18 protein-coding genes are annotated in these 17075 nt (G+C 61.9%); 11 read left to right on the forward strand and 7 right to left on the reverse strand.

Translation table 11 applies throughout. The features are described 5' to 3' along the window. The first annotated feature begins 12 nt into the window (after nt 1-12). Together F0A16_RS00125 and F0A16_RS00130 are read left to right on the forward strand one after the other, a co-directional pair. Entirely contained in the window at nt 13-1257 is a 1245-nt protein-coding gene (locus F0A16_RS00125; RefSeq protein ID WP_223119672.1) for a type II toxin-antitoxin system HipA family toxin, read from the forward strand. A gap of 15 nt (nt 1258-1272) precedes the next feature. Beyond that, entirely contained in the window at nt 1273-1701 is a 429-nt protein-coding gene (locus tag F0A16_RS00130; RefSeq protein WP_275401742.1) for an MmyB family transcriptional regulator, read from the forward strand. A 313-nt stretch (nt 1702-2014) separates the two neighbouring features. Here F0A16_RS00130 and F0A16_RS00135 read toward each other — a convergent pair whose 3' ends face one another. Further along, nucleotides 2015-2899: a LysR family transcriptional regulator gene (locus F0A16_RS00135; protein WP_149433387.1), complete on the reverse strand. Its 885-nt coding sequence runs from the start codon at nt 2897-2899 to the stop codon at nt 2015-2017. A 120-nt stretch (nt 2900-3019) separates the two neighbouring features. On the opposite strand from F0A16_RS00135, the gene gstA reads away from it, so the two are divergent. The 4 genes from gstA (at nt 3020) to F0A16_RS00160 (ending at nt 7064) form a co-directional block, all read left to right on the forward strand. After that, nucleotides 3020-3622, forward strand: coding sequence for a glutathione transferase GstA (gene gstA, locus F0A16_RS00140; protein WP_149433388.1), 603 nt, complete (start codon nt 3020-3022; stop codon nt 3620-3622). 787 nt (nt 3623-4409) lie between these two features. Continuing rightward, on the forward strand, nt 4410-5393 hold the full coding sequence (locus tag F0A16_RS00150) for a DUF1852 domain-containing protein (RefSeq protein WP_149433389.1): 984 nt from the start codon (nt 4410-4412) through the stop codon (nt 5391-5393). A 54-nt stretch (nt 5394-5447) separates the two neighbouring features. Next, entirely contained in the window at nt 5448-6479 is a 1032-nt protein-coding gene (locus tag F0A16_RS00155) for a methionine synthase (protein WP_149433390.1), read from the forward strand. Between the two features lie 108 nt (nt 6480-6587). Beyond that, complete coding sequence (locus F0A16_RS00160; protein ID WP_149433391.1) at nt 6588-7064, forward strand: NYN domain-containing protein; 477 nt, start codon at nt 6588-6590, stop codon at nt 7062-7064. A gap of 98 nt (nt 7065-7162) precedes the next feature. Here the strand turns inward: F0A16_RS00160 and F0A16_RS00165 are convergent, their stop codons facing one another. Beyond that, nucleotides 7163-8086 (reverse strand): AraC family transcriptional regulator, encoded by a 924-nt coding sequence (locus F0A16_RS00165; RefSeq protein ID WP_149433392.1) that lies wholly within the window; start codon nt 8084-8086, stop codon nt 7163-7165. A 201-nt stretch (nt 8087-8287) separates the two neighbouring features. On the opposite strand from F0A16_RS00165, the gene F0A16_RS00170 reads away from it, so the two are divergent. Genes F0A16_RS00170 through F0A16_RS00180 form a run of 3 tightly spaced genes read left to right on the forward strand, consistent with a single transcriptional unit; the run spans nt 8288 to nt 10557 of the window. After that, nucleotides 8288-9268 (forward strand): SDR family oxidoreductase, encoded by a 981-nt coding sequence (locus tag F0A16_RS00170; RefSeq protein WP_149433393.1) that lies wholly within the window; start codon nt 8288-8290, stop codon nt 9266-9268. A 3-nt stretch (nt 9269-9271) separates the two neighbouring features. Next, nucleotides 9272-9913 carry a DedA family protein gene (locus F0A16_RS00175; RefSeq protein WP_149433394.1) on the forward strand — a complete coding sequence of 214 codons (642 nt, stop codon included), beginning with the start codon at nt 9272-9274 and terminating at the stop codon, nt 9911-9913. Then, nucleotides 9907-10557, forward strand: a complete 651-nt coding sequence (locus F0A16_RS00180; RefSeq protein WP_149433395.1) for a class I SAM-dependent methyltransferase — start codon at nt 9907-9909, stop codon at nt 10555-10557. The genes F0A16_RS00175 and F0A16_RS00180 overlap by 7 nt, the downstream gene beginning before the upstream one ends. Before the next feature lie 69 nt (nt 10558-10626). On the opposite strand, the gene F0A16_RS00185 is transcribed toward F0A16_RS00180, so the two are convergent. Next, nucleotides 10627-11712 carry an aldo/keto reductase gene (locus F0A16_RS00185; protein ID WP_149433396.1) on the reverse strand — a complete coding sequence of 362 codons (1086 nt, stop codon included), beginning with the start codon at nt 11710-11712 and terminating at the stop codon, nt 10627-10629. A 24-nt stretch (nt 11713-11736) separates the two neighbouring features. Further along, nucleotides 11737-12666 (reverse strand): MBL fold metallo-hydrolase, encoded by a 930-nt coding sequence (locus F0A16_RS00190; RefSeq protein ID WP_239023652.1) that lies wholly within the window; start codon nt 12664-12666, stop codon nt 11737-11739. 239 nt (nt 12667-12905) lie between these two features. On the opposite strand from F0A16_RS00190, the gene F0A16_RS00195 reads away from it, so the two are divergent. Beyond that, complete coding sequence (locus tag F0A16_RS00195; protein ID WP_149433398.1) at nt 12906-13811, forward strand: LysR family transcriptional regulator; 906 nt, start codon at nt 12906-12908, stop codon at nt 13809-13811. A gap of 270 nt (nt 13812-14081) precedes the next feature. Here the strand turns inward: F0A16_RS00195 and F0A16_RS00200 are convergent, their stop codons facing one another. Beyond that, complete coding sequence (locus F0A16_RS00200) at nt 14082-14579, reverse strand: lipocalin-like domain-containing protein (protein ID WP_149433399.1); 498 nt, start codon at nt 14577-14579, stop codon at nt 14082-14084. A gap of 39 nt (nt 14580-14618) precedes the next feature. Further along, entirely contained in the window at nt 14619-15452 is an 834-nt protein-coding gene (locus F0A16_RS00205; RefSeq protein ID WP_149433400.1) for an SDR family oxidoreductase, read from the reverse strand. A 110-nt stretch (nt 15453-15562) separates the two neighbouring features. On the opposite strand from F0A16_RS00205, the gene F0A16_RS00210 reads away from it, so the two are divergent. Beyond that, complete coding sequence (locus tag F0A16_RS00210; RefSeq protein ID WP_149433401.1) at nt 15563-16462, forward strand: LysR family transcriptional regulator; 900 nt, start codon at nt 15563-15565, stop codon at nt 16460-16462. A 165-nt stretch (nt 16463-16627) separates the two neighbouring features. Here the strand turns inward: F0A16_RS00210 and F0A16_RS00215 are convergent, their stop codons facing one another. Next, nucleotides 16628-17017: a nuclear transport factor 2 family protein gene (locus tag F0A16_RS00215; protein ID WP_187775865.1), complete on the reverse strand. Its 390-nt coding sequence runs from the start codon at nt 17015-17017 to the stop codon at nt 16628-16630. Between the last annotated feature and the right edge of the window lie 58 nt (nt 17018-17075).

Raw genomic sequence — 17075 nt, forward strand, 5'->3', positions numbered from 1 at the left:
GAGACACAACCCGTGGTGGCCGGTCGCGTCACGCAGCACGGCGATAGCTACAGCTTCAACTATGGCGCCAGCTACCTGGCGCGCGATGGCGCGATCCCGATCTATGGCCCCGAACTGCCCCTGCGCCGCGGCCTGATCGAACCGACCGCTGGCCTGTCGATGGCCAGTTGCCTGCGTGACGCCTCGCCCGATGCCTGGGGGCGCCGGGTGATCATCAATCGTCTGATGGGGGGCAAGGCCGACGCCGCAACTGACGACATCTCCGAACTCACCTATTGGCTCGAATCGGGGTCGGACCGGATCGGTGCCCTCGACTTCCAGCATTCCGCCACGGAATACGTGCCTCGCCTCAAGGCCGAGGCGTCTTATGAAGAGTTGCTGGAAGCGGCTGAACGGATCGAGAAGGGTGTCCCGCTGACGCCAGCCCTCGACCAGGCGTTGAACCATGGCACTTCGATCGGCGGCGCCCGCCCGAAGGCCCTGATCGACCATGGCGATCGCAAAATGATCGCCAAGTTCTCGTCGAGCACGGATATTTACAGCGTCGTGAAGGCGGAATTTATCGCCATGAAGCTGGCGGCTGCATGTGAGCTCGATGTCGCCCCGGTCTCGATGACCGCGGCGGCCGGCAAGGATGTGCTGCTCATCGACCGCTTTGATCGCATCAAGTCAGGGGCTGGCTGGCAGCGCAAAGCGATGGTGTCAGCGCTGACGATGCTCGGCCTTGACGAAATGATGGCGCGCTATGCGTCTTACGAAGACCTTGCCGAAGTCATCCGTCACCGCTTCACCGACCCGAAGCCAACGCTGCGAGAGCTCTACGCTCGGATCGTCTTCAATATCCTGTGCGGCAACACGGACGATCATGCCCGCAACCATGCCGCGTTCTGGGACGGCAGGATGCTCTCGTTGACCCCGGCCTATGACATCTGCCCGCAGGGGCGAGCGGGCAACGAGGCGACGCAGGCGATGCTGATCAAGGGCGAAAACCGTATGAGTACGCTGCACAGCTGTCTCGCGGCCGCCCCGGACTTCCTGCTCAATGACGAACAGGCCCAGGCCATCATCGAGAACCAACTCGTCACGATCGCCAGTGAATGGGGCGGGGTCTGCGAGCAAGCCAAACTGACCGAGACCGACCGCACGCTTTTTGCCGGTCGACAGTTTTTGAACAGCTACTGCGTCGAAGGCCTCGGGGCCGCGCATAGCACGATACTGGATGGCTTTGCGGCCGCACGCGCGCAGTTACTCGGCTAACAAGGCGGCGAGTCAATCCCTTCGGCCCGCGCAGCGCAACCAGCGTCATTTCGGCGAGATCGCAATCTGCTATGGATGCTGTTCACTGACGCCGAACTGCGCCGGGTCATTGCCGACTGGTCGATCCAGGCGCCGCTCATTCTCTCCAGCTTCCGGCGCGACTACGCGCGGGCGGATGGCGACCCCGCCATTGGTAACCTGGTGAAGGAACTCACTGCGCACTCTCCCGAGTTTCGCCAATGGTGGCACCGCCACGAGGTGGATGCTCCTTGCCAGGGTGTACGCGCGCTCGAGCTCGATGGACTGGGCAAGGTCGGCTTCGAGCACTCTAGCCTGATCGTCGACGAAGGTCGGCACCTGCGTCTTGTGGTGTATGTCGTGCAGGAGATGGATCCCCAGGCCGAAGCTTTCGCCCGCTGGGTGATTGGCGAAGTCGGGGGCTAGGGCATGCCAGTCTTCATGCCTCTCTCATAGCGCTTGGTGAGCGGCAACAGACTCCGCTGGAATGACACACAGGTGCCCCAGGCTAGTGACTCGAACACGGCCTGGGTATGATCCTCGCGGGATAGCTCATGGTTGCTGAGTACACGTTCGGCGGCCTCGGTGCCTATTTCCGCCATGTCTTCGGAGGATAGTGCTGGAGGCCCGGTGACGTTAAGGATTGCGAGTTAAATGTGATAGCCAGGGTCGTTGAAGAGAACGCGCATTGTAGCGAGCATGCCACTGCAGAGCGGGTGTTGTTCTCAACAAGGTCGGCTTACTGCTGCTTGGTGGCTTTTGCCACATGCTGCCAGAACGTGTTCAAGGGGCGGTTGGTTGCTAGCGTGCTTGGCGCGACCAGTCCGAACCTCCGGTCTATCGATGGTGCCAACGGCAGCGCGCGCAACCCCTTTCTATCCGCCGGTAGTACGGATTCCGGCACTATTGCGATGCCCATACCCTCGCGTACTAACGCGCAGGCGCTAGCCCAGTCGCGTACGGTCACTTGAATATCCGTTAATTCCCATCCCGCATCTCGAGCCAAGCTCTGGCCGTTCACACTGCAGCCGCCAGTGGCGTGAATGAACGGTTGTGTGGCGATTTCAGCGAAGTCGACACCTTGCGTAGACGCCCGCCGCGCCAAGGGATGAGAAGTGGGTGTCAGGACTACCCAAGCATCGCGACCGAGTATCAAGGCTTGACGATCCGGTGTGGGATTCAACACCACACCGAGGTCGATGGCGCCACTGGCTAACCACGTCTCAACTTCTTCATCGGTACCTTCCAGGGCTACGACCTCGATACCGGGGTGGCGCTGACGGAAGGTGGTCAGTAGGAGAGGGAGTTGATTCGAGATGACCGAGGGGAAGCTGCCTAGACGAATACGACCGCTACCAAGCCCTTCCTGTTCGTCAGCCAAACCGTGGATTGCTTCGAGACTCGCCAGCATGTAACGGGCGTGCCCGACTACCGGTTCACCAAAGGCGGTCACACTGATTCCCCCTCGCGAACGGGTGAACAGCTTTGCCCCCAACGTCTTTTCCATCTGAGCGATGGCCTGGCTGGCGCCGGACTGGGTCATGCCGACCCTTTCGGCGGCCCGCGAGATGGCGCCAGCGTCCGCGACGGCGACAATCAAGCGCCAGTGGACGAGATTCATCATGGGAGTAGCTCAGCTAATGGCTATTGGTTGAAGGATTAATTTTACAGGTAGGCGGGCTAGAAGCACCCTCGATAGGTCCATGTCGATTGTCAGCGTGGTTTATCAACAGGAGAAACTGCCATGAAGCTTTATTACGCGCCCAACACCTGTTCACTCTCGCCCCATATCGTTCTACGTGAGCTTGGTTTGTCCTTCGAGCTGGTACGCGTGGATAACCGCCATAAAACGACGGAGGCCGGGGAAGACTTTCTTGCCATCAATCCGAAAGGATACGTCGCGGCACTGGCATTGGCAGACGGCTCGGTACTGACTGAAGGCCCTGCCATACTTCTGTATCTGGCCGATCTATCATCGCAGACGGCTCTCGCGCCGCCCGCCGAAAGTTGGGAGCGATATCGGCTTCAGGAGTGGCTGGCATTCATCAACAGCGAGATCCACGCTGGCCTGGCGCCGCTGTTCAACGAGAGGCCGCCTGAAACGGCCTGTGATCTCTTCCGCGACAAAATATTCAAACGCTTTGACTATCTCGAAGGCGTGTTGAGTAACCAAAGCTATTTGATGGGTGAGAGCTTCGGTGTCGCGGACGCTTATCTCTATACGGTCACTGGGTGGTGCCGTTTCTTCGGTATTGCGCTTGACCCATGGCCGGTGCTGGCGAGCTATGTGGAGCGGATCGGAGACAGGCCGGCTGTGCTGGCGGCACGGCAAGCGGAGGGCACTTAGTCGGCGTTGGTGTCCCGCATGCCCAGGCTTGAAGCGTCTGCCCGCGGGCCTTTCTTTTGGAGCGCACTGGGCGCAGGTACCATGCACTTCAGCCAACGCTCGCCTCCGCTTCACTGCTTGCCGGGAATCTCCTTGCCATGACACGCGTCGCCCACTTCGTGAATACCCCGGACGTCTACTACACCGTGCGTGAAGCCCATGGCAAACACTTAGACTATCGCCGCCGGTTCTAAGGGAGAACTACGGAGGGGATGTGCTGACCACTCGCTGTGACGTCACCGACAAGGATGATGCGAAGTAGCGTAGTTTCGAAACACGCTGCGAACGATCGGCTTCGAGGTGAAGTTTAAGCCGTTCGTCCAGCGCGCGGATGGTTCCACCAAGGCGACTGGGGAGTGGGTATTACGCTCGATGCCATCGAATATGTGGCGCAAGCGAGTGTAGTGGGGCTGGTCTCGGGCAATGGCGCCGGCTCACAGCTGGTTTTGGATCTGCCGGGCGGCGCGGACTGAAGGATACCGTCGCGTGCGACGCAAAGACGTTTACATTTCTGTCGCTGTCCCCCCCGCCGATCCTGGCTTTAGATCGTGTCATGAGCCTGTCTCATGTTCTTTTGCGGATAAATCATTTTTACTCATCCGGTGATTCTGGCATAAAGCACACATCATTTTCGATGTTCAGACAACGGGAAGGGGTTGATCGCGAGATTCAGCAATGGAGCTGGAAGGTTCTCGCAAGCCATCAATCCATGCCACTGTTGTCTTGGCGACCAAGGCGCAGGCTAGCGATGAGTCACGATTTCACATTCGATATCAAGAGCGTGCGGTTCGACGAACATTACCGTCCGGCCGAGAACACGCGCACCACCACCAACTTTGCCAACCTGGCGAGAGGGGAGCAGCGCGAGGAAAATCTGCGCAATACGCTGACGATGATCGACAACCGTTTCAATGCCCTGGCGCATTGGGACAACCCCAGGGCGGATCGCTATGCCGTCGAGCTCGACATCATCACCGGCGAGCTGAGCGTGGGGGCCGAGGACGAGGACGACACCTTCCCGGCGATCGAAATGCTCAAGACGACGATCATCGACAAGCACGCCGACAAGCGCATCCCAGGGATGGTGGGGAACAACTTCTCCTCCTACGTGCGCGACTACGACTTCAGTGTCTGGCTGTCGGAGCACAACCGGGATCGTTCCGAGTTCGGCATCCCGGAGGGCTTCGGCGACCTGCATGGCAAGCTGTTCAAGCTGTTCGTCGACTCCGATGCTTACCGGGCTTCCTTCAGCAAGCCACCGGTGATCTGCCTCAGCGTCTCCAGCAGCAAGGTCTATTGCCAGACCGACAATCGCCACCCCGTGCTGGGCGTGGAGTACGCAAACGACGAATCCTCGCTGACGGACTTCTACTTTGGCAAGATGGGTCTGCAGGTGCGCTACTTCATGCCGCCGCATGCTGTCGCGCCGCTGGCGTTCTATTTTTCCGGCGATCTGCTCTCCGACTACACCGATCTCGAGCTGATCAGCGCCATCAGCACCATGGAGACGTTCCAGAAGATCTATCGCCCCGAGATCTACAATGCCAATTCGGTGGCAGGCAAGATCTACCAGCCCAGCCTCGAGCATCAGGACTACTCGCTGACGCGCATCGTCTACGACCGCGAAGAGCGCAGCCAGCTGGCCGTCGAGCAGGGCAAGTTCACCGAGCGGCACTTCATCAAGCCCTACCGCCATGTACTCGAGCAGTGGTCGGCCGATTATTCTCTTTGATTAACCCGTTCCAACGACATCCTTTGATCAACCCGTTATTAAGGTCACTTTTGCATGAAGACTTTGTTGCCCACGTCGACGGCCGGTAGCCTGCCCAAGCCCGCCTGGCTGGCCCAGCCCGAGACGCTCTGGTCGCCGTGGAAACTGCAGGACGAGGAACTGGCCGAGGGCAAGCGGGATGCACTGCGGGTCTCCCTGCACGATCAGCAGCGCGCGGGCATCGATATCGTCAGTGACGGCGAGCAGACCCGTCAGCACTTCGTCACGACCTTCATCGAGCACTTGAGCGGCGTCGATTTCGAACAGCGCGAGATCGTCAAGATCCGCGACCGTTACGACGCCAGCGTGCCCTCGGTGGTCGGCCCCGTGGCGCGGGAAAAGCCGGTCTTCGTGGAGGATGCCAAGTTCCTGCGCCAGCAGACCGACCAGCCCATCAAGTGGGCGCTGCCCGGGCCCATGACCATGGTCGATACGCTCTATGACGGCCACTACAAGAGCCGCGAAAAGCTGGCCTGGGAGTTCGCCAAGATCCTCAACCAGGAAGCTCGCGACCTGGCGGCGGCCGGCGTGGATATCATTCAGTTCGATGAGCCCGCCTTCAACGTCTTCTTCGACGAGGTGAACGACTGGGGCATCGCCGCCCTGGAAAAAGCCATCGAAGGGGTCGAGTGCGAGACTGCCGTGCATATCTGCTACGGCTATGGCATCAAGGCCAACACCGACTGGAAGAAGACCCTGGGGTCGGAGTGGCGCCAGTACGAGGAGATCTTCCCCAAGCTGCAGGCGTCGAACATCGATATCGTCTCGCTGGAGTGCCAGAACTCCCACGTGCCGATGGAGCTGATCGAGCTGATCCGGGGCAAGAAGGTGATGGTCGGGGCGATCGACGTGGCCACCAACACCATCGAAACGCCGGAAGAGGTCGCCGACACCCTGCGCAAGGCGCTGCAGTTCGTCGATGCCGACAAGCTCTATCCCTGCACCAATTGCGGCATGACGCCCTTGTCCCGCCAGATCGCGCAAGGCAAGCTGAAGGCTTTGAGCGCTGGTGCGGAGATCGTTCGGAAGGAGCTCGCGGCTCGATAGCGGGGTTCCAGGCGGCGAAAGACGCGACGGTGGTCATGAAGACTCTGGCCGGTGCGCTTGCAGCAAGTCGCCGACACCGGCCTTCAAGCGTTCTCGGGAACCCCTGCCATGACTACCGTTGCCATCTTCGTCGACACCCAGAACGTCTACTACACCGTGCGCGACGCCTACGCCAAGCAGTTCGACTATCGCCGGTTCTGGGCGAAGGCGACGGCGGGCCGGGAGGTGCTGACCGCGCGCTGCTACGCCACCGATAAAGGCGACTCCAAGCAGCGCGGTTTTCAGAACACGCTGAGGACCATCGGTTTCGAGGTGAAGTTGAAGCCGTTCATCCAGCGCGCGGATGGGTCCGCCAAGGGCGACTGGGACGTGGGCATCACGCTCGATGCCATTGAGTACGCGGCGCGGGCGGATATCATCGTGCTGGTCTCCGGCGATGGGGATTTCGACCTGCTGGCACGCAAGATCCGCGAGGTCCACGACAAGCGCGTCGAAGTCTACGGCGTGCCCAAGCTCACCGCGCACTCGCTGATCAACGCGGCGAGCCAGTTCATTCCCATCGAGGGCGATCTGCTGCTGGGTTGACTCTCCTGCACGCCCCATGGGCTTTCGAATAGGCGTCGAGACTGGGAGCCTCATGGGGAGACCGGATGGCAATCGGTTGCCGCCACACGGACTCCGGCTCACCCCGTGCGTACGCTACGGCTGGCATAGGTGTTGTAAAGTCGCCGCTGATTCAGGGCGTCCTGCTTTGGCGCGATGCCGAATTCACGCGAATACTCTCGGCTGAATTGCGAGACGCTTTCGTAACCCACCTGATAGGCCGCATCGCTGACATTGGCTGCCTCCGACACCATCAATCGACGCGCTTCCAGCAAGCGCAGCTGTTTCTGGAACTGCAGCGGCGTCATGGACGTCAGCGCCTTGAAGTGCTGATGAAACGACGATGGGCTCATTCCGGCCAGTTCAGCCAACTGCTCCACCCGCCAGGTCCGAGCGAAGTCGAGATGGAGGGTCGAGATCGCCTTGGCGACCCGTTCGATATTCGACTCCGGCAGTACCAGCTTGCGCAACTCCCCGCCATGCGGCCCGCTCACCAGCCAGTAGCAGATCTCCCGCATCACGGAGGCGTGGAGGATGGGGATCGATTGGGGCGATGCCGTCATGCGCAGTAGGCGCAGGACACAGTCAACCAGCGTCTCGTCCACCCGGCCCACGAAAACGCAGGGCCCGGACTCCGCAACCGGGGCAGGCGGATCCTCCAGTCGCTCCAGCACGTCGCGCACCATTGCCACGTCGAAATCGATGACGACGCCGACGTAGGGGGCTTCGGCGCTGGCCTCGACGATGCGTCCGGTGGCCGGGAGTTCGACGCTCACGACCAGGCAGTCCATGGCGCCGTAATCGAGCCGATCATCGCCGAAGTGAATCTCCTTCGCGCCCTGCAGAACAACGCAGAGCGATGGCCGGTAAATTGCCCGGATCGGCAGCATGGCCTGATAGGAGCGGACGATGTTGAACCCGTCGATCAACGTCGGGAACAGGCCCTGGCCGCCGCCTTGCTCCTCGATATAGGTCTCGACCGCCGACAGCAGGGGTGACGTCATGTGCGCCTCCAGTTGTTGGTGTGGCCAGCGTCGCGGCCGACATTCCGACAGGCTATTCGTGACTGCAGGAATAGGCAAATTTTTTGAAAGTTAGGGCATTCTGATTATGGGACGCGCCAGTTAGCGTGATGAGGGCGGCGCTGGCGGAAGCCGCCTGGCCGTCCTTGCGGCGGCCTCTCCTAAAGGCGAGAGGATTTCCCGATGCGAAACAACTGGACCACCCAGGACATGCCGTCCCAGAGCGGCAGGACAATCGTCGTCACAGGTACCGGTGGCCTCGGCTTTTATGACGCCCTGGCGCTTGCGCGCGCAGGCGGCGAGGTCATTATCGCCGGGCGAAACCCCCGCAAGGGAAGTGACGCCGTCTCCCGCATCAGGCAGTCGGTGAGGCACGCGCGGGTGAGCTTCGAGCCCGTCGATCTCGCGGACCTAGCCTCTGTCGCCGCCTTCGGTCAGCGGTTGCGCGAGAGCCGGGAGCGAGTGGATACCCTGATCAACAACGCAGCGGTCATGACGCCGCCGCAACGCCAGACGACGGCGGATGGCTTCGAGCTTCAGTTCGGAACCAACTACCTCGGCCACTTCGCGCTGAGTGCGCATCTGTTGCCGCTGCTCAGGCGCGGACAGGACCCTCGTGTGGTCACCCTGTCCAGTATCGCCGTGCGCCGCAATGCCGCTATCGATTTCGCCGATCTCCAGGCCGAAAGAGCCTATCAGCCGATGTCCGTCTACGCGCAATCCAAGCTCGCCTGCCTGATGTTGGCGCTCGAACTCCAGCGCCGGAGCGACGAAGCCGGCTGGGGCCTGACGAGTATTGCTGCCCACCCCGGAGTTGCGCGAACCGATCTCCTGCACAATGCCCCGGGGCGATACAGTGCCCAGGGGCTGCTGCGATCGGTTCTGTGGTTTCTGTTTCAGCCTGCGGCCCAGGGCGCTTTGCCCACACTGTTCGCGGCCACGTCGCCGGAGGCCTTTGGAGGCCGGTACTACGGTCCCGACCGGCTTTCCGAGACGCGTGGCCATCCCCGCGAGGCGGCAATCCCGGCAGCCGCGGTGGAGGTGCAGGTCGCCCGACGGCTCTGGGACGTCTCGGAGAAGCTGACGGGCGTCGATTTCGATGCGGCGGCGACAATGCCTCTGCCTATCGCGCTGGACGGGCCCAGCGTTTCCGCGGAGGCCTGAGGGATGGATCCGCTCGCTAGTCTCGTCGACTGGATCGCGCTCTACGGCGTCCTGGGTCTGTTTGCAGCCGGACTGGCGGAACGTTTCGTCCCGGCCCTGCCTTCCCACGGCATGTTGGTCGCCATCGGTATGGCTGTGGTCGGGGACAGCTGGTCACTGCTCACCGCCTTCATCATGACGACCAGTGGAAGCGTCCTGGCCAGTGTCGCGCTGTTTCTCGTCGTCCGGGCCGTCGGGCAGGGAGTCCCCGCCAAGCTTCTTTATGGAGCCGGGCGGCTCATGGGCCTGTCATCGTTGCGTATTGACCGGACGCTGGCCGCCTTCCGGGGACGCGAAACCAGCCTCTCCCTGATGGCGCAGATGATCCCGGCGGTCCGGCTCATCGCACCCCTGGCCGCTGCGCTGCTTCGCCTGAATGCGTGGCGCTTTGCCACCGGCACGCTGCTGGGCGTCGCCCTGTGGAATGGCGTGTTCATCACCGTGGGCTACACGGCCGTGCAGTGGAACCCCGATCTCAATGCGTCAGCCTTGGCGATCAAGTTTCTGTTGCTTGTTCTCGCGCTGGAGATGTCGTCCGTTCTGATCTGGCGACTGGTCGGGCGAATCGACCGGTGCCGAATCGACTCGGAGAAGCGAGCATGCTGAACAATCCCTCGGAGAACCTCCAGTTCTTCCGCGCCTGGCTATCCGAGCCTTGGCGAGTCGCTGCCGTGACCCCATCGGGAAGAGCGCTGGCGGCGCTGATCGTATCGGAGATTTCGACGGAAACGGGCCCTGTCCTCGAACTGGGCCCCGGGACGGGGGTGTTCACGCGAGGACTGCTGGCGCAAGGGGTCGCCGAGGAGAACCTGACGCTCGTCGAGTATGGTCCGGAGTTCGTGGCGAAGCTGAGTGCCGACTTCCCCCAGGCGAGGATATTGCAAATGAATGCGACACGGTTGCGTGGGATCGACATTCTCGAGGGCCCGCCGGCAGGGGCTGTCATCAGCGGCCTGCCGCTTTTGACGATGACACCGCGAACCGTCTATTCCATTCTGGAGGGGGCCTTCTCGCATCTTCGAGCCAACGGTGCGTTCTATCAGTTTACTTATGGCCCGCGCTGTCCGGTATCGCGGCGGCTGCTCGACCGACTTGGCCTCAAGGCCGTCTATGTCGGCGGTACGTTCGCAAACTTCCCGCCCGCCGCCGTCTACCGCATCCAGCGTCGCAAGACACCCCGTATCGGCGAACGCCGGAAAGGAAGAGCAACCGCCTTTGTCGACGACGCGGATAGCGCATCGCTGACGTGACGGCCGGGACCAGCCCGGCCACCCGGCGTGCCAGTGGATGTCAAACGCGGCGAGACGAGGCGAGGCGGCCTAATGCAGCCGCCGCACGGCATTGGCCTGCGCTTGCCGGATCAGACCCTGGTACAGGTTCTCCTTGCCGGGATACCAGGGCATGGTACCGATGGACCCGAACCCGGGAATCGTTTCCATGTGCGCGACCATGCGGGCCCGCATGCGTTCATCGGGAAGGGGGCCGGTCATCGCCTGGACATTGTCGCTCATGTGATCGGGATTCGAGGTGCCGCACAGCACACAGGTGACGGCGGGATGTGCCATGACCCATTTCAGGAAGAACTGCGCCCAGCTCGTCGCGCCGAACTCCGCCGCGAAACCGGGAAGTGGCCGTCCCTCGACCACCTTGATCAACCTGGCCTTCTCGAGCGGCAGATTGATCAGCACGCCTATCCCCTTGTCGGCCGCCGCCGGCAGCAGGCGGCGCTCGGCATCGCGGTTGAAGATCGAGTAGTTCGTCTGGATGACATCGACCTCGTAGCGCTCGGCGATCGCCAGCAGTGAGTCCTGCGCCGCCGACTCGTGATGGGTGATGCCGACGTGCCGAACCAGGCCATCCTGTTGCCACGCCTTCATCAGCGGGACGATGACCGGCGCGTTGGTGATGCTGTGGCACTGCATGAGATTGATGGTGTCTCGCCAAGTGCGCATCCGCGACTGCCTGAAGCTCTCCTCGGCGTGGCTCTCGTCGCCGAGATACTCTCCGGTCGCCCAGATCTTGTTGGCGAGGAACATCTCGTCGGCCCCTTCGAACTCGCCCATGAACTGGCCGACATTGACCTCTGCCGAGCCGTAGAGCGGCGAGGTGTCGACCACGCGGCCGCCGGCGGCGACATAGCGTTCGAAGACCTGCCGGATCTCGCCGCGGCGATCGCCGGGCTTCAGGTCGAAAGTCAGGAAGGTGCCGAGACCCAGGGCCGTGATCCGTTCGCCGGTGCGTGGCAAGGTGCGGGTCAATACCTCCGGCCCCGATCCTGAAACCGGCGCTGCCGTCTCCGTAGCCTGGCCCTGCGCCATGACGCGCGTGGACATGGCCAGCCCGGCTGCCGCCACACCGACCGTGCCCAGAAAACCCCGCCTATCCATCGTTGGCTGATGGCTCATGAAATGTCTCCTGTTGCCAAGGCGTCAAAACTGCCAGTTAGCGGGGACCCAGGCGTAGGCTTGATCGGTCTTGAGCATGTGACCGAGGCCTGGAAACGGAAAGTGGAAGCCAAGCACGGGAATGCGGTCGGTGGCGGCCCTGTCGAAGATGCGCCGGCGGGAGGCAAGCGCCATCTCCTTGTCGCGATCCGGGCCCGGAAGCCACGGCCTGTCGACGTTGACGACGGGGTGATAGGCGAGGTCCGCCGTCAGCAGCAGCTGTTCGTTGCCGGAGTGGACAAGGAAAGTCGCCATGCCCGGGGTGTGGCCGGAGGCGGTGATCGTCGTGAGGCCAGGCACGATTTCGTCGCCGGCTTCATAGAGTTCGACATCGCGCTCGACGGGTTCGAGGCTGCTCTTGATGGCTGCCGCGAAGCGGGCGCGGAAATCCTGCGGGACCGGCATGTAGGAGAGATCCGGATCGGTGCGCACGAAGAAGTCCCAATCTTTCCTGGGAACGAAGACGTTGGCGCGTGGAAAGGCCTTGTCGCCGTCCGCCGTTCTCAGGTTGCCGACATGATCGGGGTGGGTGTGCGAGATGACGATCGTATCGATGTCGTCGGGGCCGAGACCGATCGCCGCCAGGTTCTCGAAGATGCGCCCACCGTCCGGCCCCATCGTCTTGCCGGCGCCGGTCTCGATCAGAACCCGTCGTCCGCCGGTTTCGATCAGAAGCGTATTCAGATTGAGCGTCATGCGATCGGTCGGGAGGAACGCTTGCCGCAGGGCCTCCTGGAGCTCCACCTCGGGCGCGTCGCTTGCGTAGACACGCGGCGGGCCGCCAATGTTGCCATCGCTCAAGACGGTTGCGCCGATCTCGCCGATACGGAAGCGATAGTAACCGGCGTTGCCGCTTGGCGAGGGGAGGGGTTGGGCGTTGGCGCTGCCAAAGAAGCCGAGGCTCGGAATGAACATGCTTGATGCGCCAGCGACAGCGGATAGTAGGATAGCGCGTCGGTTGAGGGTGAACGCCTTCATCGGTCTTCCCTTCTTGGTTGGGCGCGCTCTCGCTTCATCCAGTTGCACGAGGCGGGAGATGGCGGGCGAAAGAAGCGCAGGCGGGGTCTAGCATCTGGCTTCCCGTCACCATGACACGGTAGGATTGGTTTGATAATCTACGCAAATGTGATCGACTTGATTAGTAAAACTTCCCAATGACTCCCCTTCGCCTGGACAGCTTCGATGTATTTGTCGCGATCGTTCGCCATGGCGGCTTCCGTACGGCGGCACTCGAGCGCGGCGTGTCTTCGTCGGCCCTGAGCCAGACGATGAACAATCTGGAGGAGACGCTGGGCATCCGGCTTCTCAATCGGACGACCCGAAGTGTTTCACCGACGGAAGCCGGGCAACGACTGCTGGAGCGACTAGCCCCGGCATTGAGCGATATCAGGCTCGCTATCGCGGAGGTCGACGAGTTGAGGGAGAGCCCATCCGGAACTCTCAGGATCAATGCGCCGGCGCCTGCCGTCGATCATCTTCTCTGCCCGCTCGCATTCGACTTCATGAACGCGTATCCCCAGGTGAACATCGAGATCATCAGTGATGCGGCGGTGATCGATATCGTCGAGCACGGTTTCGACGCCGGAGTCAGGTTCGGTAAACAGTTGGCGCGGGACATGATCGCGCTCCCGCTTGGTCCTGCGCTTCGCTACGCGATCGTCGCGTCACCCGATTACCTGGCCAAACACGGCCAGCCGCAAGTGCCGCGCGATCTCGTCGATCATGAATGCATAAAACGCAGGTTTCCTGGCGGCACGCTCGTCACCTGGCAATTCGTCGATGGAGACGAGCGAATCGACATTACCCCTGGCGGCCGCCTGACGGTCAGTACGGCCCACAACGAACTGCAAGCGGCGCTGGCCAGCAGGGGAATCGCGCATGTTCTCGAAGACTATGCCAAATCCGCTCTCCTGGACGGCCGGCTGGTGGAGCTGCTGCCCGATTGGAGTCCGGTTTTACCGAGCTGGTTTCTCTATTACCCCAATCGTCGTCTCCCGAGCGCAGCCATGCGCGCGTTCCTCGATTACATGGGCCAGTACCGCTGGCCGGCAAGCGGCTGACGCCGTCCTCGCGAGTATCAGACCAGGAATTGATAGCTCACCGGCACGAAGCGAAATCCCGTGCCTGGCTGAACATGGGCTGAGCGCTCTCCATGCGTCCGTCGATCGATGATCTGAGAGGCGGGAAACGTCAAGGCCGCGAGGGTGGCACCTGCCTTGAAGAGGGAACGGCGATTGAGGCGCATGGCGTTATTCTCCCGATCATCCAACTTTGCTTCTGGTCATGATCGAAGGGCTAGTGCTCCCCGTTCTTTACTCGACGCGCTGCCGTTATTCGACGCGCCGCCACTCGATCTGGATCTCGGTCCCCTCGGGTCGCCGAAACTGTTCGGTCATGCGGTCACCATTCACGACCAGCGTGAGATCATCACGTGTTCGCACGCTGCCGACCCAGTTCGGGAATGTCGAACCCAAGACACGGTTTCCACTAAATTCTCCATTGCTGTCGACAGTATAGGTGCCGAAGAACCCGATGCTGCGTGACATCGCCATGCGGTTCTCTTCATCCGTCCCCTCACCGCGAGCATTGGAAGCAAACCGAGGCGTGTCGGCATCGGTAAGTACCTCCACGAAGTGCATATCGGGCGTAAAGACGAGGAGACTGTTGGGTTTTTCTCCATAGGCGGGAATATTCTTGCCGCCAGGATCGATCGTCGCCGACACCATTTTCCATGTGCCCAATACCTGATTTTCAGCGCTGGTCTGTGCGAAGGCGAATGAGGACAAGGTGCCGAGGGCGAGCGCCAGCATGACGGGACGAATAGACATGTTTTTTCCTCTGTTCCTGGTGTCTGGGTTGCTGCGACTTCACGGAGCCTGGCGGTCGGCGGAATGGGCGACCTCCCGCTGCGCCTCGAGGGCCGACAGGCGCGCGGCGAGTGCCTGCGAGATCGACGCGTAGGCGGTGCTGCCCAGCGCCAACCTCAAGGGTGGCGTCGCGGTCTCGGCCGCGGAAATGATGGCGTCCACGGTGCGCGCCGCGTCGCCCTTGATCTCGAAGCTTCCGTCGCTGATTGCACGACGGACAGCGTCGGCAGGCGTCTGGTCGTAGGCAGCCACGGGGGTCGCATAAACGAGATTGGTGCCGAAATTGGTGGCGGTCGGTCCCGGCTCGGCGATGATGAAGTCGATACCGAAGGGAGCCACTTCCTGGGCCACGGATTCGACGAAGCCTTCGATACCCCATTTGGTGGCGTGATAGAGACTGAAGCCCGGATAGGCGATCTGCCCCCCTTCGGAAGAGACCTGCACGATCCTGCCACCGCCCTGTTCGCGAAGGCGGGGTAGGGCGGCGCGGATCAGTTGGATGGACCCGGTGAGATTGGTGGCGATCTGCCGCTCGATCTCATCTTCCGTAAGCTCTTCCGCCGCACCGAACAGGCCGTAGCCGGCATTGCTCACCACCACGTCTATCCGGCCGTGTCGCTGAAACGCGCCTTCGATGGCCGATGCCGTACTTTCCGGCTCGAGCAGATCGAGCGGGACCACATCCAGGCGTTCAGGGTACTCCCGCTCGAGCTCCGTCAGCGCCCCTTGGCGCCGTGTCGTTGCGACCACTGTATCTCCTTGGGCCAGCAGTCGCCGTGTCATCTCGAGGCCGAGCCCCGAGGAAGCGCCGGTGATGAACCAGGTTTTCTTCATGCGATTACCCCCCCCTACAGGTCTGCGAATGTAGGTCTGCGAATGTAAACCACGGGAATTGGTGTTATAAGATCGTCAATATGGGATGAGGTGGTGAGGAATAATCACGAATGGTGCGTCCCAGCCTGAATGACCTGGCCGCCTTCACCGCAGTCGCCAGTCATCTCAGCTTCCGCAGGGCGGCCGACGCCATGGGGGTCTCGCGCTCCGCGCTCAGCCACACGATCATCGGGCTCGAGGGCAAACTGGGCGTCCGGCTTTTCAACCGGACGACACGCAGCGTGTCACTGACCCAGGCTGGCGCCCGGATGCTGGCTCGGCTTCACCCGGTTCTCCGGGATCTCGATCAGGCGCTCGATACCCTCTCCGAGGAGCGCGGCACGCCGACCGGTACGCTGCGGATCAATGCGAACAAGAGCGGTGCCCGTATCCTGCTGAAGGATGTCGTGCCTCCGTTTCTGGATCGCTACCCCGACGTCGAGCTCGATCTGGTGTCGGAGGGACGTCTCGTCGATGTGGTGGAACAGGGGTTCGATGCCGGCGTGCGCCTGATGGAAACGGTTCCGCAGGACATGGTAGCGGTGCCGTTCGGCGGCGAGGTTCGCTTCATCGCCGTGGCGGCGCCGTCCTACCTGGAAGGCCGGTCAAGGCCGAATACGCCCGACGATCTGCATGCGCATTGCTGCATCCGCCAACGCCTGCCCAGTGGAAAGCGCTATCGCTGGGAGTTCTCCAGACGGGGCATCGAGCTGACGGTGGACGTCCCTGGCAATCTCACTCTCGATGACAACGATCTTCTGGTACAGGCGGCCGCGGAGGGGCGTGGCATCGCCTATGTTCCCGAGCACTTCGCCCAGGCGTACCTGGGATCGGGCCAACTCGTGACCGTCCTCGATGACTGGTGCCCGCCGACGCCGGGCCTCGCGCTCTATTATCCGGCCAACCGTCATGTGCCGGCGTCATTGCGCGCGTTCATCGATATCCTGAAACAAGCGAAGCGGACGCGGTAAGGTGGCCGCAGGGAAGGAGCTGCACGAAAGCGGTTTGAACTGGGCTTTCGCCCCAGTGTCCGAACCGTCCATCAGGCCCGGCAGGAGGGGTTGTTGTGATCACCAAGCGAGGCGTGCAGGAGGTATCAACCTCCTGCACCCATGGTCAGGCGTGAAACGCGGGGATCAAGGATCCACTCGATCCAGGATCTCATAATAGGCCGTGAGGTCGAGCCACTCTATGCCGGAGACCACCTTTCCGTCCTCCATCGACATGATGTACATGTAGCCGTTGGCGTAGGGTTTACCATCTTTTGCGGTAGTGGCGCTGTCGATCTGGGCGAACACCTTGTCCCCGTCCGCCCAGACGCCACGCACGGTGATCCGCAGTGGCTCGGCGAAGCGGGAGAAAAGCGCCGCCTCAGCGTTGGTGAAAAGATCCTCCAAGCCGTTGTAAGTACGGGCGACGGGTCCGTGTCCGGCGATCGTCCACTCGACATCCGTGGCGAAGATCGCCTCGAAGAATTTCGTGAAGTCACTCGTCGCGGCCGCGAGAGCCTCCTGGACGACTGTCAAGTTCGCTGTCTCCTGCTCTGAATATGGCACAATTCTCTCCTTGGATTGGACCGGCGTC

Origin of the sequence: Salinicola corii, assembly GCF_008298015.1 — a bacterium.
Taxonomy (GTDB): Bacteria; Pseudomonadota; Gammaproteobacteria; order Pseudomonadales; family Halomonadaceae; genus Salinicola; species Salinicola corii.